Here is a 25611-nt window from a genome sequence, read left to right on the forward strand (position 1 = left end):
GGATATCTATGACGGTGCAGGCAGTGCTGGACGAGATTCGTAACCGACCCGGCACCGGCGACGTCATTCCCGTCGTCGACCCCGCCACCGAAGAACAGCTCACCGAATTCACCGATTGCGGCCCAGAAGCCGTCAACGATGCGGTAGCGCGCGCGAAGGCGACCGCCGAGGCGGGGGTGTGGTCGGGCATGGCCGACTATGAACGGGCCAGGGTGCTGTGGCGGATCGCCGATCTGATCGACGAAAACGCGGCTGTTTTGGCCGAACTCGAATCGGTCAACGCCGGCATACCGCCCGGTCAAGCCGGGATCATCACCAAAGTCGGCTCCGAGTGGTTCCGCTACTACGCCGGCTGGTGCACGAAGATCGACGGGATCGCGCGCGACGTGAACACCGGCGGGCTGACCGGCATCGAATCGCACCAGCACGTCTACACACTGCGCGAGCCCTACGGCGTGGTGGGCCTGATCTTCCCGTGGAACGGCCCGGTGTTCAACTTCTGCGCCAAGCTGGCGCCCGCATTGGCTGCAGGCTGCAGCAGCGTCGTCAAACCCGCTGAGGAGACCCCGTTGTCGGCGCTGGTGTTGGACCGGATCCTGACGGAGGCGGGGGTGCCTGACGGCGTCGTCAACTTGCTGCTCGGCTACGGGCACACCGCAGGTGCGGCGATCACCGCGCATCCCGATGTCGAGAAGGTCGCCTTCACCGGTTCCACCGAGGTCGGCAGGGAAATCGTGCGTGCCTCGGCAAACAGCAACCTCAACAAAGTCACGCTGGAACTTGGAGGCAAATCGCCGGTACTGATCTACGACGACGCCGATTTGGGCATGGCGATCCCGATGGCGGCGTTTGGCACCTTCATCCACTCCGGGCAGGCCTGCGTGTGCGGGTCACGCATCATCGTCCAACGCGGTGTCTACGACCAGGTCGTGGAGGGCCTCGCCAATATGGCGAACACCATGCAACTGGGCGGCCCGAAGGAAGAGGGCGCGATCATCGGCCCGCTGATCAGCCAGAAGCAGCTCGCCCGTGTCCTGGGTTACCTCGAACAGGGCAAATCCGACGGGGTCGAGCTGGTGACCGGCGGCAATCGGCTCGACCGCAAGGGGTACTTCGTGCACCCGACCGTGGTCACCAATGTCGACCCCGACAACAGCAGGCTGTTCCAGGAGGAGATCTTCGGTCCGGTCGTCACAGTCCTGCCGTTCGACGACGACGACGAGGCAATCGCCTTGGCCAACAACAGCACCTACGGATTGGCTGCCACCGCTTGGACCCAAAATCTGGGCCGCGCACACCGGCTGGCCAAGCGACTGAAGGCCGGAACCGTGGGTCTGAACTGCCAGATGCAGTTCGATCACTCCATGCCTTTTGGCGGCTACAAGCAATCCGGTTGGGGCTACGAATCGGGCAAGGCCGGCATCGAGACCTATCTGCAAACCAAAATTGTCTGGGCGCAGATGTAAACCCGCTGAACGAATGGCGTTCCGTCGCAGGAGCGTAAGGTCTGTTGAGTGCGTACTGAAGGCGACAGCTGGGACATCACAACGAGTGTCGGTTCGACCGCGTTATTCGTGGCCACCGCTCGAGCATTGGAGGCACAAAAGCCCGATCCCCTGGTTCTCGACCCGTTCGCGGAGGTGTTCTGCCGTGCGGCGGGTGGTGACTGGGCCGGTGTGCTCGACGACGATGTTCCCGACCACCAACTGAAAACACCCGAGTTCGGTGAGCATTTCGTCAATTTCCAAGCCGCGCGAACCAAGTACTTCGACGACTATTTCCGGCGCGCAGCCGATGCCCGTGTCCGCCAGGTGGTCATCCTGGCGGCCGGCCTGGATTCCCGCGCCTACCGGCTGCCCTGGCCCGGCGGAACGACGATCTTCGAGCTGGACCGCCCCGAGGTTCTCGACTTCAAGCGTGACGTGCTCGACGAGCGCGGCGCCAGTTCGCGTGCCGAGCGCCGCGAGGTCGCCGTGGACCTGCGCGAAGACTGGCCGCAAGCATTGCAGGACAGTGGGTTTGATCCGGGCAAGCCGTCGGCCTGGATTGCGGAGGGTCTGCTGATCTACCTTCCGGGCGCCGCGCAGCACCAGTTGTTCACCGGGATCGACGCGTTGGCCGCGCCGGGCTCTCATCTCGCGGTCGAGGACGGTGCTCCGCTGCCGGCCGAGGATTTCGCCGCCGCCGTCGAAGAAGAGAAGGCCGCGAGAGCCGAAGGCGACCAGCGTCTGTTCTTTCAGCTTGTCTACAACGAACAGTGCGCACCGGCTGAGCAGTGGTTCGGCGAGCGCGGATGGAGTGCGACGCCAACCCCGTTGGCCGATTACCTGCGCGAGGTGGGCCGTCGAGTGCCCGAGCCCGACTCCGAGGCCGGACCCATGATCGCTCGTAACAGCCTGGTCAGCGCCGTTAAGGCTCGCTGAATCCGGCCTGGTTGAGGATTTCCTGACCGCGCTCACTGGTCACGAGATCGATGAATTCTGCGGCCAACCCTGGTTGGGCAGTCTCGTTGAGTACGGCAATCGGGTAGGTCATCACTGCGCTTGCGGCCGCGGGGAACCTGACCGTTGTTACCTCGTCGCCGGCAGCGTGCGCGTCGGTGGCATCGACCACGCCCGCGTCAGCCTGACCGGTGGTGACCTTATTGAGGACATCCTCGACGTTCGGTTCCTCACTGGCCGCCTGGAGGTGCACCCCGGTGCTGTCCTCGACGCGCTGGGTCGCTACTCCGCACGGCATGGGCGGCGGGGAGACCGCCACCACCAGTCCCGGTTTGGTGAGATCGGCGAAGGAGCTGATGTGCTTCGGGTTACCGGGAGCCGTGACGATGACCAATGTGTTGGAGGCGAATTCGACCGGCCTGCCGTCAATCAAGCCTGCCCGGTTTACCGTGTCCATTTGCGCGGTATCCGCCGACGCGAACACGTCGGCGGATGCGCCCTGAGTCAGCTTAATGGCCAGGTCCGATGAACTGGCGTAGTCGAAGTGGATGGCGGTGCCTGGATTGTCCGTTTCGAAACGTTCGCCGATGTGATTGAAGGCGGGTCCCAGCGAGGCCGCGGCGAGCACGAGCACCGACGGCAGAGACGGCTGGGAGCTACAGCCGGATTGGGTTGCCACCGCGATCGACACAATGCCCGCGAGCGCCCAAGTTTTGCTCGGAGAACAGATCAATTGTTATCCCAGCTGCTCGGCATCATCGGGACGGTTGGGCTGCCGCCGAAGTTGTCGCCGCCTAGCGTGGTCAATCCCGCCGGCCGTGGGACGGCCTCGGCTGTGGAGGCGGCAGAACCCAGTGGTCCCGCGCCTTGATTAGAGGCCGTCGGCGATATCGCGCCGCCGCCAGCCGAAGTGCCGGAGTGCAATTGGGCATCCGAGTCCAGGTCTAAGTATTCGTAGCGGTGACCGCGGTCGATGCGCTTTGATGCCGCTCGCCGACGTCGCTCCGCTTGCTGCTGCGGCGGGCCCGCCGACGCCGCCGCGGCCGCCGGGACACTGGCGGTGTCGGATGCCGACTTTGGAGCTTTACCGCGGACGCTGGACTCCGACCGGGCCCCGAGAACACCCGCCAGGTATGGGTAGACGTAATTTTGCGCGCCAACGGTAACTTCAGGGCCCATCAGCGGTGGCGGTGGCGCGCCGCCCGGCGGCGGTGGCGCGGCGGGCGCGGGTGCCGGCATCGTCGGCGCCGCCGCGGGCGCCGGCGCCGCGCTGACGGTAGGAGCCGGCGCGGGGGCCGGCACAGTAGGCACACCCGCGACGGGAATCGGCGCCGCCGCGACCGGAAGAACCGGCGCCGCTGCCGGCACGGCGGCCAGACCCGCGAGACTCGCGAAACCGCCCGCCGCTCCGGCAGGCACGAGTGCCATGGGTGCGGTCAGCCCGAGGGTATAGATCGGATTGCTCAGAACGAAGCCGATCAACCCCACCGGGTTGTAGAGAATAAGCCAGATCAAGTACATGGTTCGGTGAACCACGAATTGGACGGCGAGCAGGATTATCGCCTCGAGCAGTTGCCCGGGGCTACCAGCGTAATTGGCCAGCATGGCCTCAGCGCGGGGAATGAACGTTGCCAAACTCGGGTGCATCATCGAGAAGGAATTCGGGTCGAACGGGTTGAATTGCGGGGGGAAGATGGCTTGTAGCCATTGCTCGGGGGTGGTGGGCAGGTGGGTTTCCATGCCGGGCATGGGCATGTTCCCCATGCCGCCGCCATTCATGCCACCCGACCCGTCGCCCATGCCCGAACCGCTGTCCATGTTGGATTTCATGACCGGCGGCGCCGCCGGGGTAGGTGGGGTGGCGGCCACGGCCGCGGTGGCAGCGACCTGATAGGTGGTCATGACGGTGGCGGCTTGGACCCACATCCTCAGGTAGTCGGCCTCGTTGAGGGCGATCGGGATGGTGTTGATCCCGAAGAAGTTGGTCGCCAGCAATACCGCGTGGGTGGCGTGGTTGGCGGCCAGCTCAGGGAGTGTCGGCATGGCGGCCAGCGCGGTCGTATAAGCAGTCGCTGCGGTCGTCTGCTGGGCGGCCATCCCGGCGCTGTCGCCGCTGGCCAGCATCAGCCACGCTATATAGGGTGCGTGCGCGGCCACGTAGGACTCCGCTGATGGGCCTTCCCATGCGCCGGCCTGCACTCCGCCCAGCACTGTGATGAGTTCGTTTGCCGCCGAGGCGTATTCGGCGCTAAGGATGTTCCACGCCCCAGCCGACGCGAGCAACGGCCCCGGTCCTGGGCCGCTGCTCAGCAGCGCCGAGTGCACTTCGGGTGGGAACGCCATCCAGATTGGTGCCGTCACGACAGAACGCCGGGGTGCGTCATTTAGATACCTCATTCCGATAATCCGTTGCCGGTCCCGGATCGGCCATACGACTTAATGGCCCAGCCGCAAAACGCGATAGGCATCCCGGTCGTCACAACGTGGACTGCGCCTGTGATCGCCGCATGCGGTCCTGAGCGTACGTCGTAGTTAACCGTAAATGCGGAGAATTCAGCCAATTAACACCGCATTCACAGATATATTGCGCTTATGCAGCCGTGCATGCGCCGCTATGCTTCTGCTGTGCCGACGATCTGGATTCGTGCGGTTTCTGACGGCGCCCGTGCCGCCGGGGCCGGGGCGTCGCCGCCAAGAGTGCACCCGAACGCAACTAGCCATTGCCGTAACTGCGGAGTCAAAATTCGATATGATCCGCGATTGCAGGACTTTTTGGTCGTCGCGACCGCTCTTGGGCCGACGTGAAATTTGGTCTCGCCCAACCATCCGGCTTTACCGAGGCGGCTGTGCCTGCCAGGGGCGACCAGTGATCGCGCGTCGACGTAGCAACGAGTGAGGGAGCAATGGAACCGAGGGGCCCCCGTAGCCGACTACCTGTTCGGCCGGTCCGCGACGGCTTGGAACCGGCCGATGACCGCCCCTAACCTCCTGGTGACTCCCAATGCGCCACCGACTCTGAGGACGCCGACTACTGTGCCCGCTTTGCCGCGCGCCTCATCGCTAATGACACTCATTTTCATTAACGCTCGGGGCGGAGTAACGTTGCCGTCCGGAGCGGGGGTCGCGACCTTCGCCCGGACGAGCGTCGACCTTGAATTCCAACGCACCCCGAAAGGAGGCTGCCATGTCTGCTGATGTGCGGCGTGAGCGTCCGCGCTTGCGGGTGACCGAGGCCACGTCTTGGCCCCAAGGGGCCATCTCGACACTTAGCTTATCCAATGCTAACTTCAGCGAAGTTAGCTTAGGCAATGCTATTACCGAGGGGAGGCGACGGGGTCGTGGAAAGCGCTGATACCGGCACGCTCGCGACCCGGCCCGCAGCGGTCCGCGTCGACGATGACGTCATCAGCCGGTTCGCCACCTGCTGTCGGGCGCTGGGCCTCACCGTGTACGACCGGCGTCGTCCCGCGGACTTGACTGCCGCCAAATCCGGGTTCACGGCGCTGACTCGGATCGCGTACGACCAGTGCGACGCCTGGACCGGGCTGGCCGCCGCCGGGGATGTGTCAGCCCATGTGCTGGAAGCGGTTTCACGGACCGCGGCCACTGCCGGCGTGCTGCAGCGGCAGGTCGAGCTGGCGCCGGGCGCCCTGGGCTTCCGCTACGACACCGGACTGTATTTGCAGTTCCGCACCACCGAGCCCGACGGTTTCCACCTCGCCCACGCCGCGGCGCTGGCAGCCGACGGGAAATACGCCGAGGCGCACGAGGTGGTCATCGAAGTCACCGAACGCCGGCCGAGCTGGCTTGATGCCCGGTGGGTTGCCGTCGCCATCCAATACCGCGCCGAGCGGTGGTCGGATGTCGTCAAGTTGCTGACCCCGATCGTGAACGACGCCGGCTTGGACGAGACCTACGCGCACGCGGCCAAGGTCACCCTGGGAATCGCGTTGGCCCGGCTGGGCATGTTCGCCCCGGCATTGTCGTACCTCGAAGAGCCCGATGGCCCGGTCCCTGTCGCCTCGGTCGATGGTGCGCTGGCCAAAGCGCTGACGCTGCGTGCCGACGAGGATGAGGACACCGCCCGGGAGGTGTTGCAGGATCTCTACGCGGCAAACCCGGAGAACGACCAGGTCGAGCATGCACTGTCCGATCCCACGTTCGGTATCGCCACCACTACCGCGGCCCGCATCGAGGCACGCACCGACCCGTGGGATCCCCACACCGAGCCCGGTGCCGAAGATTTCATCGACCCCGAAGCCCACGAGCGCAAGGCTGCGCTGCTGGCGGAAGCCGAACACGAGCTCAGTGAGTTCATCGGTTTGGACCAGGTCAAAAACCAGGTGCAGCGACTTAAGAGCTCGGTGGCCATGGGGCTGCTGCGCGAGCAACGCGGGCTGGAGGTGGCGCAACGCACCTACCACCTGGTCTTCACCGGGCCGCCCGGAACCGGCAAGACCACCATCGCCCGCGTGGTGGCCAAAATCTATTGCGGCCTGGGCCTTTTGAAGAAAGAGAACATCAAAGAGGTGCACCGCGCCGACTTGATCGGCCAGCACATCGGTGAGACCGAAGCCAAGACCAACGCGATCATCGACAGCGCTTTGGACGGGGTGCTGTTCCTCGACGAGGCTTACGCGCTGGTGGCGACTGGCGCCAAGAACGATTTCGGTCTGGTCGCGATCGACACGTTGCTGGCCAGGATGGAAAACGACCGCGATCGGCTGGTCGTCATCGTCGCCGGCTACCGGGCCGACCTGGATCGGTTTCTCGACACCAACGAAGGTCTGCGATCACGGTTTACCCGCAATATCGACTTCCCGTCCTACTCGGCGTCGGAACTGGTCGAAATCGCCAACCACATGGCGGGCAAGCGCGACAGCGTCTTCGAACAGCCGGCGCTCGACGATCTCGAGGCACTGTTCGATCGATTGGCCACCTCCACGAGACCCGACGCGGCAGGTGTCCAACGACGCAGCCTCGACATCGCCGGTAACGGCCGCTTCGTTCGTAACACCGTCGAAAGATCGGAAGAGGAACGGGAATTCCGATTGGACCATTCGGAGAAAGCCGAAAGCGGTGAGTTCACCGACGAGGAATTGATGACCATTACTGCCCCTGACGTCAGAAACTCGGTGGAGCCGCTGCTGCGTGGCCTGAACCTGTGGGAGTCGGCATGACGACTCCATCAGACGACGAGCGTCGCTCGTTCTCGTCGCGCACCCCGGTCAACGACAATCCCGACAAAGTGGATTACCGGCGCGGCTTTGTCACCCGCCACCAGGTGACCGGCTGGCGGTTCGTGATGCGCCGGATCGCCTCCGGTGTAGCTCTGCACGACACCCGGATGCTGGTCGACCCACTGCGCACCCAGACCCGCGCGGTGATGATGGGCGTGCTGATCGTGGTCACCCTGCTGGTGGGCTGTTTCGTGTTCTCGCTGATCCGGCCCAACGGGTCGGCGGCCAACAACGCCGTACTGGCCGACCGGTCCACCGCCGCGCTGTATGTGCGGGTCGGTGACCGGTTGCACCCAGTGCTCAACTTGACCTCGGCCCGACTCATCGCCGGGCGGCCCGTCAACCCCACCACGGTGAAAACCAGTGAGCTGGACCAGTTTCCGCGTGGCAACCTGATCGGCATCCCGGGCGCTCCCGAGCGGATGGTGCAAAACAGCGCCAAGGACGCGGACTGGACGGTGTGCGACGCCGTCGGCGGTCCGGCCACCGGCGTCACGGTGATCGCAGGAACCCTGGAAACCAGCGGCGCGCGTGCCGCACTGCTGCCGGCGGGCCGAGCGATTCTGACCGCCAACCCCACCGGCACTTGGCTGCTCTGGGACGGTCGACGCAGCCGAATCGATCTGGCCGACCGGGCCGTCACCGGCGCGCTGGGCTTCGGCGCGGAGGTACCCAAACCACGCCCGATCGCCGCGGGCTTGTTCAATGCGATCCCCGAAGCGCCGGCGCTGACCGCACCGGCGATCCCGGAGGCGGGCAACCCACCGGCATTCGGTCTGTCCGCCCCGGCGCCGATCGGTGCCGTCGTCGTCGCCTACGCGGCGGACAACTCCGTGTTGTACTACGCGGTATTGCCCGATGGGCTGCAGCCCATTTCGCCGGTGTTGGCCGCGGTGCTGCGCAACGCGAACTCCTACGGTCTGGGTCAGCCGCCGCGACTGGGCGCCGACGAGGTCGCCAGGCTGCCGGTATCGCGAATGCTCGACACCGACCGTTACCCCAACCAGCGGATCAGCCTGGTCGACGCCGCCCGTGACCCGGTGTCCTGCGTGAATTGGAGCAAGGCCGCCGGGGCCGCCACCAACTCGCTGACGTTGTTGTCGGGTTCGGCACTTCCGATACCCGAGGCGATGCACACCGGAGAACTGGTCGGCGCCGGGACGAACGGCATCGCCACCCGCGTCGCATTAGCGCCTGGCAGCGGCTATTTCACTCAGACCGTCGGCCAGGATGCGGCGTCACCGGCTGCCGGGTCACTGTTCTGGATTGCCGACACCGGTGTGCGCTACGGCATCGACAACGAAGCCACCGATGCCACAGGCCGTGCGAAAACCGTTGAAGCACTTGGTTTGAACCCGCCACCAACCCCCATCCCGTGGTCGGTGCTGTCATTGTTCGCGCCCGGCCCGACACTGTCGCGGGCCGATGCGCTGCTGGCCCACGACGGCCTGGCCCCAGACGCCAGGCCCGGTCGGACAACCAAAGCCGAACTGGAGACACGATGAGCCGACTGATCTTCGAGGCCCGCCGTCGGCTGCCACCGCCGGCGACCCGTAAGGGCGCCATCAACATCGAGGCACCGCCCGAACTGCAGCGGGCCATTCCGCCGTCGATGCTGCGTCGGGCGTTGCCGGTGGTCATCGTGATCCTGATCGTGGGAATGATCGTCGCGATGGTCGCCACCGGGATGCGGGTGATCTCCCCGCAGACCTTGTTCTTTCCGTTCGTGCTGTTGCTGGCCGCCACTGCGCTGTACCGCGGCACCGACAACAAGATGCGCACCGAGGAAGTCGATGCCGAACGGGCTGACTACCTGCGCTACCTGTCGGTGGTCCGCGACAACATCCGGGCGCAGGCCGCTGAACAGCGGGCGGCTGCCGAGTGGTCGCACCCCGACCCGGCCGAGCTGGCGGCGATCCCCGGTTCACGACGCCAGTGGGAACGCGACCCTCACGACGCCGACTTCCTGGTGCTGCGGGCGGGACTGCACTCGGCACCACTGGACACGGCACTGCGCGTCAACGACACCGCCGACGAAATCGATCTGGAGCCGGTGTCGCACAGCGCGTTACGCAGCCTGCTGGATACCCAGCGGACCGTCTCTGACATTCCAGCCGGTATCGACCTGACCAAGGTCTCGCGGATCACCGTGCTCGGGGACGAGGACGAGGTGCATGCCGCGTTGCGCGCGTGGATTGCTCAGGCGGTGACCTGGCATGATCCGACAGTGCTCGGGATCGCGGTGGCTACACCCGAACTGGAAGCGCCGCAGTGGTCCTGGCTGAAGTGGTTGCCGCATGCCGACGTTCCCGGCGAGCTCGACGGCGTCGGTCCCGCCCGTTACCTGTCGGCGCGACCCGACGAGCTGACCGCACTGCTGGCTCCAGCACTCGCTGATCGCCCGGCGTTCACCGGCGGGCCAGCTGACACGTTGCGGCACTTGCTGGTCGTCGTCGACGATCCCGATTACGACCTGAACGCTTCGCCGTTGGCCGTCGGCCGCGCCGGCGTCACGGTCGTGCACCGATCGACCAAAGCACCGCACCGCGAGCAGTATTCCGATCCCGAACGGCCGATCCTGCGGATCGCCGACGGTGTCATCGAGCGTTGGCAAACCGGCGGTTGGCAGCACTACATCGATACCGCCGACGGCTTCGGTGCCGACGACGCCGGCCACCTGGCTCGCCGGCTCTCCAGGTGGGATTCCAACCCGACACACAGCGGCCTGCAGTCGGCCGCCACCCGCGGTGCCACTTTCACCACGCTGCTGGGGATTCCGGATGCATCGCGGATCGACGTCCCGACGCTGTGGGCGCCCCGTCGCCGCGACGACGAGTTGCGGGTCCCGATCGGGGTCACCGCGACCGGTGAGCCGCTGATCTTCGACCTCAAGGACGAAGCCGAAGGCGGGATGGGCCCGCACGGCCTGATGATCGGTATGACAGGTGCCGGGAAATCCCAGACCTTGATGTCGATCTTGTTGTCGCTGTTGACGACTCACTCAGCCGATCGGCTGATCGTGATCTACGCCGACTTCAAGGGTGAGGCCGGCGCCGACATCTTCCGGCACTTCCCGCAGGTTGTCGCGGTCATCTCCAACATGGCCGAGAAGAAGGCGTTGGCCGACCGATTCGCCGACACGCTGCGCGGCGAAGTCGCCCGTCGGGAAATGCTGCTGCGTGAGGCGGGGCGAGCGGTCCAGGGCAGCGCATTCAACTCGGTGACCGAATACGAGAACGCGATCGCGGCCGGACACGACCTGGCTCCGATCCCGACGCTGTTCGTGGTCGCCGACGAGTTCACCCTGATGCTGGCCGACCATCCCGAGTACGCCGAACTGTTCGACTACGTAGCTCGTAAAGGTCGCTCCTTCCGAATCCACATCCTGTTCGCCTCGCAGACCCTGGACATCGGCAAGATCAAGGACATCGACAAGAACACCTCCTACCGGATCGGGCTGAAGGTGGCCAGCCCAGCCGTGTCCCGCCAGATCATCGGTGTGGAGGACGCGTATCACATCGAATCCGGCAAGGAGCACAAAGGCGTCGGCTTTTTGGTGCCTGCGCCGGGGGCCGCACCGATCAAGTTCCGCAGCACCTACGTCGACGGTATCTACGATCCGCCGCGGGCTGCGAAGACCCTTGTGGTGCATGCGGTTCCCGAGCCCAAGCTGTTCCCGGCCGGCCGGGTGGAGCCGGATCAGAACACGGTGATCGCCAGCAGCGACGACGAGGAGCAGACCGGGCCGCCGCGCAAGCTGATCGCCACCGTCGGCGACCAGTTGGCGCGCTACGGGCCGCGGGCGCCAGAGTTGTGGTTGGCGCCGCTCGACGACCCGATCCCACTGAGCACCGTGCTGGCACGCGCAGGTGTGCCGCAACGGCAGTGGCGCTGGCCGCTGGGTGAAATCGACAAGCCATTCGAGATGCGCCGGGACCCGCTGGTGTTCGATGCGCGTTCGGCCGCGGGCAACATGGTGATTCACGGGGGCGCGAAGTCGGGCAAATCGACCGCGCTGCAGACGTTTATCCTGTCGGCCGCGAACCTGCATTCACCCGCCGAGGTGAGTTTCTACTGCCTGGACTACGGCGGTGGGCAGCTGCGGGCCCTCGAGGATCTCGCGCATGTCGGCAGCGTGGCCTCGCCACTGGAACCAGAGCGCATCCGTCGCACGTTCGGCGAGCTCGAGCAGTTGCTGCGGCTGCGGCAACAGCGAGAGGTGTTCCGGAACCGGCACGAGTCCGCCCCAGATGACGGGTTCGGCGAGGTGTTTTTGGTGATCGACAACCTCTATGCCTTCAGCCGGGACAACACAGATCAGTACAACACGCGAAACCCGTTGCTGGCGAAGGTTACCGAGCTGGTCAACGTCGGCCTGGCCTACGGCATCCACGTGATCATCACCACCCCCAGCTGGCTGGAGGTGCCGCTGGCGATGCGGGACGGGCTCGGGTTGCGGTTGGAGCTCAAGCTGCATGACCCACGCGACAGCAACGTCCGCGTGGTCGGCGCGCTGCGCCGCCCGGCCGAGGCGGTGCCGGCCGACCAACCCGGTCGTGGCCTGACGATGGCTGCCGAGCATTTTCTGTTCGCGGCCCCGAATCTGGCCCAGGTGGGCGAGATCAACGCACGTCATCCCGGTATGTCGGCGCCACCGGTGCGGTTGCTGCCTATCAACCTCACCCCGGCCGCGGTCGGCGCCACCTCTCGGGGTCCGGATCGGGTGGTCATCGGCCAGCGCGAAGAGGACTTGGCCGCAGTCGAACTCGACTTCGCCGACAACCCGCTGCTATTGGTCCTCGGTGACACGAAGACGGGCAAGACCACACTGCTGCGCCACATCATCCGCACGATCCGTGAGCACAGCACGCCCGACCGGGTCGCGTTCACCGTGCTGGACCGCCGATTGCACCTGGTCGATGAGCCGCTGTTCCCCGACAACGAGTACACCGCCAACATCGACCGCGTCATCCCGGCGATGCACGGTTTGTCGGCGCTGATCGAGCAGCGCCGGCCGCCGGCGGGCCTGTCGGCAGCCGAACTGAGCGGCTGGTCATATCAGGGCCACACCCACTACCTGATCATCGACGACGTCGACCAGATCCCGGACACCCCGGCGATGACTGGGCCGTACATCGGGCAGCGGCCGTGGACCAACCTGATCGGACTGCTGGCCCAAGCCGGCGATCTGGGTCTGCGAGTGATCGTCACTGCCCGGGCCACCGGATCGGCGCACGCGCTGATGACCAGCCCGCTGATGCGCCGGCTCAACGATTTGCAAGCGACCACGCTGATGTTGTCCGGTAACCCGGCTGACGGGGGCAAGATCCGCGGTCAGCGATTCGACCGGTTGCCGGCCGGCCGGGCAATCTTGTTGGGCGACAGCGCTACCCCGACATATGTGCAGTTGGTCAATCCTCTGGTTGACGAGAGGGTGGCCCTTGATGGCCGATGAGATTTATCGAAAGGAGTACCTGCCATGACGCTGCAAGTTGTTCCCGAAGGTCTGGCCGCGGCCAGCGCTGCCGTGGAGGCGATCACCGCCCGGCTGGCAGCGGCGCACGCGGGCGCGGCCCCGTTGATCACCGCTGTAGTACCGTCGGCGGCCGACCCGGTATCGCTGCAGACTGCGGTGGGATTCAGCGCCCAGGGCAGCGAACATGCCGCGGTGGCCGCCGAGGGTGTCGAAGAGCTGGGCCGTTCCGGTGTCGGTGTCGGTCAGTCCGGGGTCAGCTATGCCGTTGGAGATGCCGCCGCGGCCTCGACCTACCTGGTTGCCGGCAGCTGACACATGATCGCGCCGATCTGGATGGCCTCACCGCCGGAAGTGCATTCGGCGTTGCTGAGCAGCGGTCCGGGTCCAGGGTCGCTGCTGGCGGCCGCGGCGGCGTGGACATCGTTGAGTAGCGAATACGCTTCGGCGGCGGGAGAACTCACCACAGTGCTGGGTGCGGTGCAGGCCGGAAGCTGGGTAGGCCCAAGCGCTGAGCAGTATGTCGCCGCCCATGCTCCGTATCTGGCGTGGCTCGCGCTGGCCAGTGCGAACAGCGCCGGCGCGGCCGCACAGCACGAGACCGCGGCGGCCGCCTACACTGCCGCCTTGGCCGTGATGCCGACGTTGCCCGAATTGGCTGCCAACCACATGGTTCACGGCGTGTTGGTGGCGACCAACTTCTTCGGCATCAACACGATCCCGATTGCGCTCAACGAGGCCGACTACGTGCGGATGTGGATTCAGGCCGCCACCACGATGACGACCTATCACGCGGTTTCCGGCACCGCATTGGCCTCCGCGCCGCGCACTACACCCGCACCGCAGGTGATGAAACCTGGTGTGGGGGAGAGCAACAACGCTTCGACGTTGCAGAGCAACGCACCCGTGCAGGGGCAGTCTTGGCTCTCGGATCTGCTGAAGTCCCTGCGGGATATGTTCAACCAGCTCAAGGACGTCTTCCCGTTCTTACTGGCGAATCCCTTGGTGCTCGCTTTCTTTGTCGGATATCAGGTGTTCTTCAACCTGATCGGCTGGCCGACCTGGGCAATGATCTTGAGCGCTCCGATCCTGCTGCCGCTGCTGATCGGCTTGGGCGTCAATTCGCTGATGACGGCGACGCCGCCGGCATCCATCGCGGCACCTGCGGTCGTGGGACCTCCCGCCACCGCCGCTGCTCGGTCCATGCCGGTCGTCGGGCTGGCTCCCGGGGCGGCCACACCCGCAGCGACGCCGGCTTCGGCTCCCGCAGCCGGGGCGGCCGCCGGCGCCGCGCCGGCCGCCGCACCGGCGGCTGCGGGTTTCGGTTATGCGGTGGCCGGTTTCGGTCCACAGGGTGGGCCTGGCCCGACGTTGCATGACCGTGAAGGTGTCAAGGCGCCGGCGTCCCACATCCCGGCCGCCGCTGCCGCCGGAGTGTCGAGTCGACAGAAAACGCGGGCCAGGCGGCGCCGACGGGCGGCGCTGTACGACCATGCCGACGAGTTTGCCGATATGAACGTCGAGGTCGACCCGGACTGGGATGCGGGGCCCGTTAAGGAGCCAGTCGCCGCCGCGGTGGCGTCGGAAAACGGGGCGGGACGGTTGGGGTTTGCCGGCACGGTGGGTAAGGACACCATCGGTGATGCGGCTGGGCTGACCACACTGTCCGGCAACGGTTTCGGCGGGGGACCGGCGATGCCGATGGTGCCGGGCAGCTGGCAGTCTGACAGCCCCGCTGAATCCAACAGCGAAGGGGGAGAGCACAACTGAGGCAGAACGGTGTATCACGATGACTGGAAATCGATGACGAAAGGATGTGAGTGATGAGTTTGTTGGATGCCCATATTCCGCAGTTGGTGGCGTCGCAGTCGGCGTTTGCGGCTAAGGCGGGGTTGATGCGGTCCACGATTGGGCAGGCGGAGCAGGAGGCGCTGTCGGCGCAGGCGTTTCATGTGGGGGAGTCTTCGGCGGCGTTTCAGGCGTCGCATGCCCGGTTTGTGGAGGTGGCGGCCAAGGTGAATGCGTTGTTGGATATCGCGCAGGCCAATTTGGGTGATGCCGCGGGCACCTATGTGGCGGCGGATGCTGCTGCGGCCAGTGGCTATTCCGGGTTCTGAGTCGAAGGGATCAGATGATGTCGCAGATTATGTACAACTACCCGGCGATGTTGGCGCATGCCGGGGATATGGCGTCGTATGCGGCGACCATGCAGGGGTTGGGGGCGGATATCTCCAGTGAGCAGGCCGCGTTGTCGGGTGCTTGGCAAGGGGATACCGGGATGACGTATCAGGCGTGGCAGGCGCAGTGGAATCAGGCGATGGAGGAGTTGGTGCGGGCCTATCACGCGATGGCGGGTAATCATGAGGCCAACACCATGGCCATGCTGGCCCGCGACCAAGCCGAAGCCGCCAAATGGGGCGGCTAGCCAGTCGGCCGGTCATCGAGTCCAGTCGGTTCGCGGGATAAATGGGCACCGGGCCTAACGCCGTCGAACTGACCGTCGATCAGGCGTGGTTCATCGCCGAAACCAGTGGCGCGGGAAGTTTGCCGTGGGTACTGGCGATCACAACGCCCTACACCGACGCCGGGGAGCGAGGCGCGTTCATCGCTCGGCAGACTGCCGAATTGACCCAGATGGGTCTGATGTCGGCCGACGACACGATCAACCCTGCGGTGGCCGACTGGTTACGGGTGGTGTGCTTTCCGGACCGATGGCTGGATTTGCGCTACGTGGGACCCGATCAATCCGGCGGAGCAGGCGACCTACTGCGCGGTATCGTCGCGCGGCGCGGCGACAAAACCGTTGTCGCGCTGCGCAACGCGCAGCTGGTCACCTTCACATCGATGGACATCGGTGACGCGCGAGCCCTCGTGCCGGTCCTGGGCGTCGGGCTCGCGCATCAACCTCCGGCGCGGTTCGACGAGTTCAGCATGCCCGCCCGGGTCGGCGCCCGAGCCGACGAGCGGCTGCGCGCCGGCACCTCGCTTGCCGAAGTGCTTGACTTCCTGGGGATTCCAGAAACAGCACGACCCGTGGTGGAGTCGGTGTTCACCGGCCCGCGCAGCTACGTCGAGATCGTCGCCGGGTGCCGCCACGACGGACAACACGCCACCACCGAAGTCGGGATGAGCATCGTGGACACCGCCGCGGGCCGGGTGCTGGTCAGTCCCTCCCGCGCATTCGACGGTGAATGGATCTCGACATTCAGCCCCGGAACACCATTTTCGATCGCCGTCGCGATCGACCAACTGACCGCGACGCTGCCGGACGGTCAGTGGTTCCCCGGGCAGCGACTCTCCCGAGACTTTCAGACCCAATCCAGCTGACGAGACCTACCAGAACAGAACAACCGCTGTTCTACGAAGAGAAAGAGAAGCAATGTTCCCCCAAAGTCTGAGGATCCGCTGATGTCCAGCGCCGTGATGCCGATCGTCCGGGTCGCCATCCTCGCCGACAGCCGGTTGACGGAAATGGCGTTGCCCGCCGAGCTGCCGCTGCGCGAAATCCTGCCCGCGGTCCAACGGCTGGTGGTTCCCAGTGCCGGTAGCGACGGTGCCGAAGCGGCCGACGGCGCCGACGACACCGGGCCGGTAACCCCCGCCCGGCACAGCCTTGCGCCGATCGGTGGTGCGCCGTTCAGCCTGGATGCCAGCCTGGACACCGTCGGCGTGGTCGACGGTGACCTACTGGCGCTGCAACCGGTCCCCGCCGGACCGGCTGCCCCCGGAATCGTCGAGGACATCGCGGACGCCGCGGTGATCTTCTCGACATCGCGGTTGAAGCCGTGGGGAATCAGCCACATCCAGCGCGGTGCGCTGGCCGCAGTGATCGGCTTAGTGGTCGCTGCAACCGGTCTGGCGGTCACGCACCGATTGGTCACCGGCGCAGCCGCCGGGCTGATCACCGTCGCCGCGATCGCCGTGCTCACCGCGCTGGCCGGCCTGGCGATCCGGTCGACGCGTGCGGCCACCGCCGTGTCGATTGTCGCGCTGGTGCCGATCGCTGCGGCATTGATGCTGGCGGTACCCGGCGACTTCGGACCGGCGCAGCTGATGCTGGGCGCAGCCGGCGTCACAGCGTGGTCACTGATCAGCATTGTCATTCCCCGTCGCGACCATGGCCGCGCTACCGGATTATTCACCGCCACAGCCGTTCTCGGTATCGGCGTGTTGCTGGCCGCGCTGGCTGAAATTCTCTGGGAGCTACCGATGCTCAGCGTCGGTTGCGGGCTGATCGTGCTGGCATTGCTGGTGACCATTGAAGCCGCACAACTGTCCGCGCTGTGGGCGCGGTTCCCGCTGCCGGTGATCCCGGCACCGGGGGACCCCACCCCCTCCGCGCCGTCGTTGCGGGTGCTGCAGGATCTGCCGCGGCGGGTGCGCATCAGCGATGCGCATCAAACCGGGTTCATCGCGGCCGCTGTGTTGCTCAGCGTGCTCGGCTCGGTGGCCATCGCGTTGCGACCCGAAACATTGGCGGGCTGGGGCTGGTATGTGGTGGCGGGAACTGCGGCGGCCGCGGCCCTTCGGGCCCGGGTGTGGGATTCAGCCGCCTGCAAGGCGTGGCTGCTGGCTCAGCCGTATCTGGTGTCGGTGGTGCTGCTGGTGCTCTACACCGCTACCGCGCGGTATCTCGCCGCGCTGTGCGCGATCGTGGTGCTGGCGGTGCTGGTGCTGGCCTGGGTTGTGGTTGCGCTGAACCCGCCGATCGGTTCACCGGACAGCTACTCATTGCCGCTGCGCCGATTGCTGGGCTTCGTCGCGTCCGGCATCGACGCATCACTGATTCCTGTGATGGCCTACTTGGTCGGGATCTTCAGCTGGGTACTCAATCGATGATTCGTGCCGGCTTCTCCTGTCTCGCAGCGGTTTTGGTCGTCGGGGTGTGGGTCTGCCCGTCGGCGGTGGCGATCAGCCCGCCGACGGTCGATCCTGGCGCGGAGCCGCCGAGCGGTGCCCCAGGGCCGGTCCAGCCGATGGAGCAGCGCGGCGAATGCAGCGTCTCGGGCATCATCCCGGGTAGCGATCTCGGTGTGGCGAGCCCAAACCAACTCGCCATGAATCTGCCTGATGCATGGCGAATTTCCCGCGGCGATGGTCAGTTGGTGGCGGTCGTGGACACCGGGGTGCAGCCGGGGCCGAGGCTGCCCAGCGTCGAACCTGGCGGCGACTACATCGAGGCGACCGACGGCCTCACCGACTGTGACGGACATGGCACCCTGGTCGCCGGGATCATCGCCGGCCAACCCGGCGACGACGGCTTCGCCGGAGTCGCTCCCGGCGCCCAGTTGCTGTCGTTGCGCACCGCCTCTGTGAAGTTTTCGCCCCGTATGCCCGGTGGCGACCCGACATTGGCGCGTGCGACTTTCGACGTGACGGCGCTGGGACGAGCGATCGTGCACGCGGCTGATCTCGGTGCTCGCGTGATCACCATCTCCTCGGTCACCTGTCTACCGGCCGACCGTGGCGTCGACCAGTCCGCGCTCGGGGCGGCAATCCGGTACGCCGCGGTCGACAAGGACGTGGTCATCGTCGCGGCCGCCGGCGACAGCGGCTCGACCGGTTCGATGGCTGGTGGATCCGCGTGCGAATCCAACCCGCTGACCGATATGAGTCGTCCCGAGGACGCCCGAAACTGGGCAGGCGTCGCCTCGGTATCGATCCCCTCGTGGTGGCAGCCGTACGTACTTTCGGTGGGCTCGCTGTCACCCAACGGCCAGCCGTCGAAGTTCACCATGGCCGGCCCATGGGTGGGTATCGCCGCGCCCGGGCAGAACATCGTGTCGGTGAGCAACCGCGACGACGGTGGCCTGGCCAACGGATTGCCCAATGATCGCCAGCAACTGCTGGCACAGAGCGGCACCGGCTATGCGGCCGGTTATGTGTCGGGCGTGGCGGCGCTGGTGCGCAGCAAATATCCGGAGTTGAGGGCCGACCAGGTGGTGCACCGGATCACCGCGACCGCACACAACGGTGCCCGCGCGCCGTCCAACGTTGTCGGCGCCGGCACGCTGGACCCGGTGGCGGCCCTGACATGGGAGCTGCCCGCTACCGCCGATCACGAGGCGGCGCCGGTGAAACAGCTCGCGGCGCCGCCGGAACCGGCCCCGAAGGACCACACCCCGCAGATCGTCGCGTTCGCCGGATCAGCGGCCCTCATCCTGGCCGTCGTGGTTGTAGCCGCGATCGCCGCGCGCCGACGAAAGGAACCCACCTCGTGAGGCAATCAGCTCTCGCATCGCTACCGACCGGACGGATTGTGCTGGTGCTGTTGGCCATCGTGCCTGCGGCCATGGCCTATCCGTGGCAGTCCCCGCGCGAGCGCTGGGTGCTCGGCATCGCCGTCGCGGTGGTGATCGTCCTGTTGGCCTGGTGGCGGGGCTTGTTCGCGACGACCATGCTGCGCCGGCGGGTCGCGGTGCTGCGCCGCAACCGAGGTTGGGGCCGCGGCCGCCGATCAACCACCGACGTGCGGGCTACCGCGCTGTTGCGCATCACGGCGTCGGACACCGACCGCGACGCGCTGCCGTTGCCGCTGATCGCCCGATATCTGGACTGCTACGGGATTCATGCCGACGCAGTGCGTATCACCAGCCGCGACAGCGCATCCGATACCGCAGCGCCGCAGCGGGACACCTGGATCGGGCTGACCTTGTCGGCCGCCGACAACCTCGCGGCGTTGCAGGCCCGCTCCTCGAAGATCCCGTTGCACGAGACCGCCGAGGTGGCCGTGCGCCGACTCGCCGACCATCTCCGCGAGGCCGGCTGGGCGGCGAGCACTGTGGACCCCGATGACGTTCCCGACCTGTTCGCGCGGCCCGCCCAGGAGACCTGGCGCGGAATCCGGGTTGGCAGTGCGGAATACGTTGCGGCGTACCGGGTCAAGGCCGACGCGGAGCTGCCCGACACGCTCGCGGTGATCCGGTCATATCCGGCACGCGAAACGTGGACGGCGCTGGAGATCGCCGGTGGTCCGGGGGGCCGGACGCTGGCGGTGGCATGCGCATTCCGCACCGACGGCCGGCCGGGGCGGGCGGGGCCGCTGGCGGGGCTGACTCCGCAAGCCGGTAACCAGCGGCCGGCGCTTGCGGCGCTGCACCCGTCGTCGGTGCAGCGGCTCGACGCGCACAGCGAGCTACCCACCGATCTACTCACCCGGCTGCGCTGGCCCAGCACCGCCCAACGGCAGGCCAGGGCGCGCCACGCAGCCGTCAGCTGAACATGAAACCCTGCAGGAACTGAGTCATCCGACGCAGGTAGTCGAGTTGGCTGATATGCATGAGGTGGCTGCCGGGGAACCAATGCAGCGCGCAGCGACCCCAATGCTGCCATAGCATTTCGGCCTGACCCGGGGGTGCAAACCGGTCGCCGAGACCGGTGATAATCAGCCGGCGGTCTTTGGCCACCAGCGGTTGGTAGCTCAACGGCGAGTGGTAGGACAGTGCGGCGGCCAGCTCGTCGCGGCTGATGTCACTCATCCGCATCCCCAGCGCCACCAGCAGGCTGGCGGGGAACCAGTCGTCGAACGCCGCGATCGGGGTGACCACCGGGCAGTTGGGTATGACGGCTTCGAGCCGGTCATCGACCGAGGCGACCAATGCCGAGGTATAGCCGCCCAGCGATATTCCGGTGAGCGCGATCCGTTCGACACCGGTAGAGCGCAGATAATCCAGCAGCGAACGGAAGTCGTGGACCGCCTGGGCGGTTGCTTCGGCGAAACCGGTCAACCCGCGGGCGAAGTAGCCGTATCCGCTGAACGGAGCATACTTTTCGGCTCGTCGCCCGTGAAACGGCAAAGTGTAGAGCACAACGTCATAGCCGGACTTGTAGTACCACGGCAGCGAGAAAAACCGGCCGTTCAGCAGATAGGACGAACCCAGAAAACCGTGAATGACACACAGCGTCGGGCGAGGACCATCGTTATGCCGCCAATGCTGCGCCCGGACAACATTGTTGTGACGCAATGTTCGCCACTGCTGGCGCATCGCGGGGTTGACTGTTTCGAAACTGCTGGCGAACGCGATGTTTTCGACATTGCCGTGCGCGAGCCACTCCGCCAGGTGGCTGGCCGGCCGTGAGGACACCCGAGGCGGCGTCGTCGGCGCCGGGAACGACTTCGCCGGATCGGGTTCGGCGGCCAGTTCGGCGTAGAAGCCCAGATTGTCCCGCTCGCGGTGGGATTCGCTGCGGCGCAACGCAGTCCCGAGCACCGGTGGCAGCATCGCGGCACCGAGCATGGTGGCGACTGCGGTACGCAGTCCGACATCGCTGACCGCGGACGCCTCGACGATCGCGCGTTGCCGCGGCGGCAGCGTCGACCGATCGGGCAGCCCGCTGGCGCTCGCATCTGCGCCGGGCACGTCGGGAACGGGAATCGGCGGATCGACGGGGGTGGCGTCGGACGTCATTGTCGGCTGGCCTCTCCGGTATCGGGCGGCGAGAACAGTGTAGCCGCGTTCTGGTAGAACACCCGCCGTAACCAGTCGTCGTCAATACCGGGCAATTCGGTGATCGACCGCAGGGAGTCGGCGTAGTTGTAGGGGATGTTGGGAAAGTCGCTACCGAACATAATGCGATCTCCCAACTGGCGCAGTCGGCCCAGTTGCGCCGGTGGGAACGGCATCGATTCCTCGACGAACGGCGTGAAGGCCATCGTGGTGTCCAACCGCACGTCGGCGGAGCTCTCGCAGATGTCGAGAAAATCCGCGTATTCCGGCATTCCCAGATGGGCGATGACCAACCGCAGGCGCGGATAGCGGCGCAGCAGGCGGCGTATCGGCTCCGGACCAGTGTGCTCACCGGGAACCGGTCCCGAGCCACAGTGGATGACGACCGGCACCCGGTTGTCTTCGATCATTCCCCAAACCCGGTCGAGCAGGGCGTCGTTGGGATCGTAGCGGCCCACCTGCAGATGTGCCTTGAAGACCTGCGTTCCGCCGCGGATCGCGGCCTCGACGTAGTCATCGGCGTCGGGCTCGGGGTAAAACGTCGCGGTGGCAAGACAATCCGGTGTCGTCCGGGAGAACTCGGCTGCCCACTGGTTCAGCCATGCTGCCATCTGCGGCTTGTGGGCATAGACCAGTGCGGTGAAGCCGCGCACGCCGAACTGCCGTAGCACCTCGACTCGTCGGGACTCCGTGGCGCGATAGTTGATCGGCCACTCGCGTCCGACCAGCGGGCCGGCGGAGTCGAAGTACTTCCACACCTTGTCCATCACCGGTCTCGGCATGAAATGGGTGTGCACATCCATCACGCCGGGCAATCCCAATGCAGACCAGATCTCCCGGACGCGCGCGGCCTCATCTTCGTCGGCCATCGTCCACCCTCGATTCGTCACCAGTAATAGGTTGTCTATATCAGTCGGCTCGCGGACTGCTGATCGGAGGACATATGTGGGATCCAGATGTCTACCTGGCATTCGCCGATCAGCGTGCCCGCCCTTTCTACGATCTGCTGGCCCGGGTGGGCGCCGAGCAACCGCGACGGGTGGTCGATCTCGGCTGCGGCCCGGGCAACCTCACCGTGGAGTTGGCGCGGCGCTGGCCCGACGCGGCGATCGAGGCGCTGGACAGCTCGCCGGAGATGGTCGCCGCCGCCCGCGAACGCGGTGTCGACGCCACCGTCGGCGATCTGAGGACCTGGGCACCGCGGCCTGACACCGACGTGGTGCTGTCCAACGCCGCGGTGCACTGGGTACCTGAGCACGCCGAGCTGATGGTGCGATGGGCCGGTGAGCTGCCCGCCGGGGCCTGGATCGGCGTTCAGGTGCCGGGCGCATTCGACACGCCCTCGCACGCGGCGGTGCGGGCGGTAGCCCGTCGCGAACCCTTCGCAAAGGCACTGAGCGACATACCGTTTCGAGTGGGCGGCGTGGTCGACACCCCGACGCATTACGCCGAGCAACTGATCGACGCCGGATGCATCGTCGACGCCTGGGAAGCGACGTACCTGCACCAACTGCGCGGCGAGCATCCGGTGCTGGACTGGATCAGTGGCACCGTGCTGCTGGCAGTGCGCGAACGGCTCAGCGATGCAGACTGGCAGCAGTTCCGCTCCGAGCTCATCCCACTGCTCGCCGATGCCTATCCGACGCGGCCCGACGGGACGACGTTCTTCCCGTTCCGGCGGATCTTCGTCGTCGCACACGTGCGCCCGTCGTGAGTGTGCATCCTTGGCGTTGAGTGTGAACGTAGGGTGGGATTTCAGCGCTCAGCCCGCCCTGACTACACACTCAACGCCAAGGATTCATAGTCAAACCGGTAGGCCGAGTTGCTCCGCCTCCATGCGATAGCGGTCCACCCACTCGTCGGAGCGCTGATCGGCCTGGCGTTCCAAGGCCGGCGCGGGCGCCAGCCGGGGATCCTGCCCGACAGCGTCCAGCACGGTCGCGACGATCGTGGTCAGGTTGCGCCACAGCACCGGATAGGCGACGTCGATCGGAATGATGTTCTCCTCGGCAAACCAACTGCGCCAGCCCTTCTCCTGATCCCGCAGCGTCGTGACGATGTGGGCGATCGCGCCCGCGTGATACACCGCCCGCGAATCGCGTTCCGGATCGGGCCGGCCCCGCCACACCCTTGTCTGCACCGCCCGCCAGAACGACACCGCCTGCGAGATCACATCGGGCCGGTAGACGTGCACGTAGACCGGCTCGCTGCCGATCACGTCACGGATCGCGGCCCGAAGACTCACCCCGGAGCGGTCCGGCAGCCCCGCGGCCCGCTGCTGAAGCAGCGGGGTCTGGTTCCACATCAGCTTGCCGCCCCACACGCCGTTGGGGGTGCGGCCCGAACTGCGGATGTGCTCACGCCAGGCCACCGGCGTCGCGGTGTCCGGCGTCCCGGGATCCAGCGGATCGAGCAGTCGCAGGATTGTCTCGTCCTCGACCTCGGCGAACCATTCCCGCGGCTGGGGCGCCATGCCGGTGGTGGGCAAGTATTGAAAGAACTCCTGTGGCTCACCGGCGCATCCGGTCGCGCGCAGCGATTCCACCAGCAGCGTGCTGCCGCTGCGTTGCGAAGCGAGCACCAGATACGACGTCGGCGTGGGCATCAGGTGAGCCTATTTCTTGACTTCGTCCTCGATGCCGCGATCGACGGCGATCGCCGACCGGCTGGTCGGCACCTTGGGGGCATGGATCTGCAAATAGGTTTCGGTATAGCGAGCCGCAATGCGGGTGCCGGCGAAATCCGACGGTATGACGTCGCCGGTCTGCTCGCGCCACTCGTTGAGCAGCTCAGCCAGATCCCCCGCAATGGCGTCCGCCTGGCCGGTGTCGTCGTTGGCCAACAGATTATTGGTCTCGGTGGGATCAGCGAGCAGGTCGTAGAGTTCGCGTCCGGGCCGCGGCGCGGTGACCAATGGCCCGACGGCGTGACCCGACGGGCTTTCCTCGATGTCCCACGGCAGATCCAGCAGCGGGCGGGGCGCGTAATTTTCGATGTAGCTGTATTCCTTCGTGCGGATTGCCCGGATCGGATCGAACGAGTCGTGATACGTCTTGGCGGTGTAGACGTGCTCGCGCACCGGCGTGCCGGTGTTGGCCGCAAGCAGCGCCTGTGCATGTGAGATTCCCTCGACCTCGGCCGGCGCGTCGACACCGAGCACGTCGAGCAACGTCGGCACCAGGTCCACGCCGCTGAACAGGTCGTCGTAGACCTTAGGACTGGCGGTCATTCGGGTGGGCGGGCGGATGATCATCGCGATGCCGGTGCCGGCCTCATACAGCGTGGATTTCTCGCGGGGGAATGCCGCTCCGTGATCGGTGAAAAACACCACCCACGTCGTAGCGTCGAGTCCGGTGTCGGCCAGCGTGTCCAGCAGCCGGCCGACTGCGGCGTCGGCGGTGGCTATCGACCCGTAGAAGTCGGCCAGATCTTCGCGGACCTCGCGGGTGTCGGGCAGGTAGCCGGGCAGCGCGACAGCGGTAGGGTCGGCCGGCTGGTAGCGGTCCCGCGGGAAAGGTCGATGTGTCTCGAAGAACCCCGTCGTCAACAAAAACGGTCGGCTGGAGTCGTAGGCGTGCAACCACTGCTGAGCGCGCTCCACCACGTACTCGCAATAGGAATTCGACACGTCGAATTCGTCGAACCCCAGCTGAGACGGATACGACGTCTCGTGCTGCATACCGAAAAGTGCTGAATGCCAACCCTCTTCGGACAAAATCCGTGGCAGCGTACGAACATTCGAGCGGTATTCCCAGCCGTGATGAGCCAGGCCGACGAGTCCGTTGCTCTGCGGATAGCGTCCGGTGAACAGCGATCCGCGCGACGGTGAGCACAGCGGTGCGGTGGCATGCGCTCGGGTGAACAGGATGCCCTCGGCGGCCAACCGGTCTAGTCGCGGGCTCGTCACATCCGCGTGGCCGTAGATGCCGAGGTAGCGCCCCAAGTCGTGCCAATGCACGATCAAGACGTTGTCGGGTTGCCGGTGTGTTTCGTCGCTGTCGCTGATCGCC

At 66.2% G+C, this 25611-nt stretch carries 20 protein-coding genes; 14 read left to right on the plus strand and 6 right to left on the minus strand.

Annotated features, from left to right (window positions below):
- Positions 1-8: 8 nt before the first annotated feature.
- Positions 9-1466, plus strand: coding sequence for an aldehyde dehydrogenase family protein (locus tag AC5Y42_RS00160; protein WP_499894816.1), 1458 nt, complete (start codon positions 9-11; stop codon positions 1464-1466).
- A 48-nt stretch (positions 1467-1514) separates the two neighbouring features.
- The gene (locus AC5Y42_RS00165) at positions 1515-2423 is read left to right on the plus strand and encodes a class I SAM-dependent methyltransferase (RefSeq protein ID WP_499894818.1); all 909 of its coding nucleotides are present in this window, start codon (positions 1515-1517) and stop codon (positions 2421-2423) included.
- Here the strand turns inward: AC5Y42_RS00165 and modA are convergent.
- Together modA and AC5Y42_RS00175 are read right to left on the minus strand one after the other, a co-directional pair.
- Positions 2410-3120, minus strand: coding sequence for a molybdate ABC transporter substrate-binding protein (gene modA, locus AC5Y42_RS00170; RefSeq protein ID WP_499894819.1), 711 nt, complete (start codon positions 3118-3120; stop codon positions 2410-2412). The two genes, AC5Y42_RS00165 and modA, sit on opposite strands and share 14 nt — an antisense overlap.
- Positions 3121-3170: 50 nt before the next feature.
- Entirely contained in the window at positions 3171-4802 is a 1632-nt protein-coding gene (locus AC5Y42_RS00175) for a PPE family protein (protein WP_499894820.1), read from the minus strand.
- A 977-nt stretch (positions 4803-5779) separates the two neighbouring features.
- On the opposite strand from AC5Y42_RS00175, the gene eccA reads away from it, so the two are divergent.
- The 11 genes from eccA (at position 5780) to eccE (ending at position 20373) form a co-directional block, all read left to right on the plus strand.
- Positions 5780-7621: a type VII secretion AAA-ATPase EccA gene (gene eccA / locus AC5Y42_RS00180; protein WP_499894821.1), complete on the plus strand. Its 1842-nt coding sequence runs from the start codon at positions 5780-5782 to the stop codon at positions 7619-7621.
- Positions 7618-9186, plus strand: coding sequence for a type VII secretion protein EccB (eccB, locus tag AC5Y42_RS00185; RefSeq protein ID WP_499894822.1), 1569 nt, complete (start codon positions 7618-7620; stop codon positions 9184-9186). Before eccA ends, eccB begins: the two co-directional genes overlap by 4 nt.
- Positions 9183-13136, plus strand: a complete 3954-nt coding sequence (eccCa, locus tag AC5Y42_RS00190; RefSeq protein WP_499894823.1) for a type VII secretion protein EccCa — start codon at positions 9183-9185, stop codon at positions 13134-13136. Before eccB ends, eccCa begins: the two co-directional genes overlap by 4 nt.
- 24 nt (positions 13137-13160) lie before the next feature.
- Complete coding sequence (locus AC5Y42_RS00195; RefSeq protein ID WP_499894825.1) at positions 13161-13469, plus strand: PE family protein; 309 nt, start codon at positions 13161-13163, stop codon at positions 13467-13469.
- 3 nt (positions 13470-13472) lie between these two features.
- Entirely contained in the window at positions 13473-14924 is a 1452-nt protein-coding gene (locus AC5Y42_RS00200) for a PPE family protein (protein WP_499894827.1), read from the plus strand.
- Positions 14925-14977: 53 nt separating this feature from the next.
- Positions 14978-15271 carry a type VII secretion system protein EsxG gene (esxG, locus tag AC5Y42_RS00205; protein WP_499894829.1) on the plus strand — a complete coding sequence of 98 codons (294 nt, stop codon included), beginning with the start codon at positions 14978-14980 and terminating at the stop codon, positions 15269-15271.
- Positions 15272-15288: 17 nt separating this feature from the next.
- A complete protein-coding gene (locus AC5Y42_RS00210; RefSeq protein ID WP_499894831.1) occupies positions 15289-15579 on the plus strand; it encodes a WXG100 family type VII secretion target in 291 nt (96 codons plus the stop codon).
- Between the two features lie 41 nt (positions 15580-15620).
- Positions 15621-16481, plus strand: coding sequence for an ESX secretion-associated protein EspG (locus tag AC5Y42_RS00215; protein WP_499894832.1), 861 nt, complete (start codon positions 15621-15623; stop codon positions 16479-16481).
- A gap of 81 nt (positions 16482-16562) precedes the next feature.
- On the plus strand, positions 16563-17993 hold the full coding sequence (eccD, locus tag AC5Y42_RS00220; RefSeq protein WP_499894834.1) for a type VII secretion integral membrane protein EccD: 1431 nt from the start codon (positions 16563-16565) through the stop codon (positions 17991-17993).
- Entirely contained in the window at positions 17990-19375 is a 1386-nt protein-coding gene (mycP, locus tag AC5Y42_RS00225) for a type VII secretion-associated serine protease mycosin (protein WP_499894835.1), read from the plus strand. Before eccD ends, mycP begins: the two co-directional genes overlap by 4 nt.
- Positions 19372-20373 carry a type VII secretion protein EccE gene (gene eccE / locus AC5Y42_RS00230; RefSeq protein ID WP_499894837.1) on the plus strand — a complete coding sequence of 334 codons (1002 nt, stop codon included), beginning with the start codon at positions 19372-19374 and terminating at the stop codon, positions 20371-20373. The genes mycP and eccE overlap by 4 nt, the downstream gene beginning before the upstream one ends.
- Here eccE and AC5Y42_RS00235 read toward each other — a convergent pair.
- Together AC5Y42_RS00235 and AC5Y42_RS00240 are read right to left on the minus strand one after the other, a co-directional pair.
- Complete coding sequence (locus tag AC5Y42_RS00235) at positions 20366-21562, minus strand: alpha/beta hydrolase family protein (RefSeq protein ID WP_499894838.1); 1197 nt, start codon at positions 21560-21562, stop codon at positions 20366-20368. The two genes, eccE and AC5Y42_RS00235, sit on opposite strands and share 8 nt — an antisense overlap.
- Positions 21559-22470, minus strand: a complete 912-nt coding sequence (locus AC5Y42_RS00240) for an amidohydrolase family protein (protein ID WP_499895794.1) — start codon at positions 22468-22470, stop codon at positions 21559-21561. The genes AC5Y42_RS00235 and AC5Y42_RS00240 overlap by 4 nt, the downstream gene beginning before the upstream one ends.
- A 74-nt stretch (positions 22471-22544) precedes the next feature.
- Between AC5Y42_RS00240 and AC5Y42_RS00245 the strand changes: the two genes are divergently transcribed.
- Positions 22545-23315, plus strand: coding sequence for a trans-aconitate 2-methyltransferase (locus AC5Y42_RS00245; protein ID WP_499894840.1), 771 nt, complete (start codon positions 22545-22547; stop codon positions 23313-23315).
- Positions 23316-23405: 90 nt separating this feature from the next.
- On the opposite strand, the gene stf0 is transcribed toward AC5Y42_RS00245, so the two are convergent.
- Positions 23406-24206: a trehalose 2-sulfotransferase gene (gene stf0 / locus AC5Y42_RS00250; RefSeq protein WP_499894842.1), complete on the minus strand. Its 801-nt coding sequence runs from the start codon at positions 24204-24206 to the stop codon at positions 23406-23408.
- A gap of 9 nt (positions 24207-24215) precedes the next feature.
- Positions 24216-25607, minus strand: coding sequence for a sulfatase family protein (locus tag AC5Y42_RS00255; protein WP_499895796.1), 1392 nt, complete (start codon positions 25605-25607; stop codon positions 24216-24218).
- Between the last annotated feature and the right edge of the window lie 4 nt (positions 25608-25611).

Source organism: Mycobacterium sp. NGS48 (assembly GCF_059812585.1).

Excerpts from the sequence above, each read along its gene's own strand:
- AC5Y42_RS00160 (WP_499894816.1), top strand. The coding sequence starts at position 9 with ATGACGGTGCAGGCAGTGCTGGACGAGATTCGTAACCGACCCGGCACC.
- eccB (WP_499894822.1), top strand. The coding sequence starts at position 7,618 with ATGACGACTCCATCAGACGACGAGCGTCGCTCGTTCTCGTCGCGCACC.
- eccCa (WP_499894823.1), top strand. The coding sequence starts at position 9,183 with ATGAGCCGACTGATCTTCGAGGCCCGCCGTCGGCTGCCACCGCCGGCG.
- AC5Y42_RS00195 (WP_499894825.1), top strand. The coding sequence starts at position 13,161 with ATGACGCTGCAAGTTGTTCCCGAAGGTCTGGCCGCGGCCAGCGCTGCC.
- AC5Y42_RS00200 (WP_499894827.1), top strand. The coding sequence starts at position 13,473 with ATGATCGCGCCGATCTGGATGGCCTCACCGCCGGAAGTGCATTCGGCG.
- esxG (WP_499894829.1), top strand. The coding sequence starts at position 14,978 with ATGAGTTTGTTGGATGCCCATATTCCGCAGTTGGTGGCGTCGCAGTCG.
- AC5Y42_RS00210 (WP_499894831.1), top strand. The coding sequence starts at position 15,289 with ATGTCGCAGATTATGTACAACTACCCGGCGATGTTGGCGCATGCCGGG.
- AC5Y42_RS00215 (WP_499894832.1), top strand. The coding sequence starts at position 15,621 with ATGGGCACCGGGCCTAACGCCGTCGAACTGACCGTCGATCAGGCGTGG.
- eccD (WP_499894834.1), top strand. The coding sequence starts at position 16,563 with ATGTCCAGCGCCGTGATGCCGATCGTCCGGGTCGCCATCCTCGCCGAC.
- mycP (WP_499894835.1), top strand. The coding sequence starts at position 17,990 with ATGATTCGTGCCGGCTTCTCCTGTCTCGCAGCGGTTTTGGTCGTCGGG.
- AC5Y42_RS00235 (WP_499894838.1), bottom strand. The coding sequence starts at position 21,562 with ATGACGTCCGACGCCACCCCCGTCGATCCGCCGATTCCCGTTCCCGAC.
- AC5Y42_RS00240 (WP_499895794.1), bottom strand. The coding sequence starts at position 22,470 with ATGGCCGACGAAGATGAGGCCGCGCGCGTCCGGGAGATCTGGTCTGCA.
- AC5Y42_RS00245 (WP_499894840.1), top strand. The coding sequence starts at position 22,545 with ATGTGGGATCCAGATGTCTACCTGGCATTCGCCGATCAGCGTGCCCGC.
- stf0 (WP_499894842.1), bottom strand. The coding sequence starts at position 24,206 with ATGCCCACGCCGACGTCGTATCTGGTGCTCGCTTCGCAACGCAGCGGC.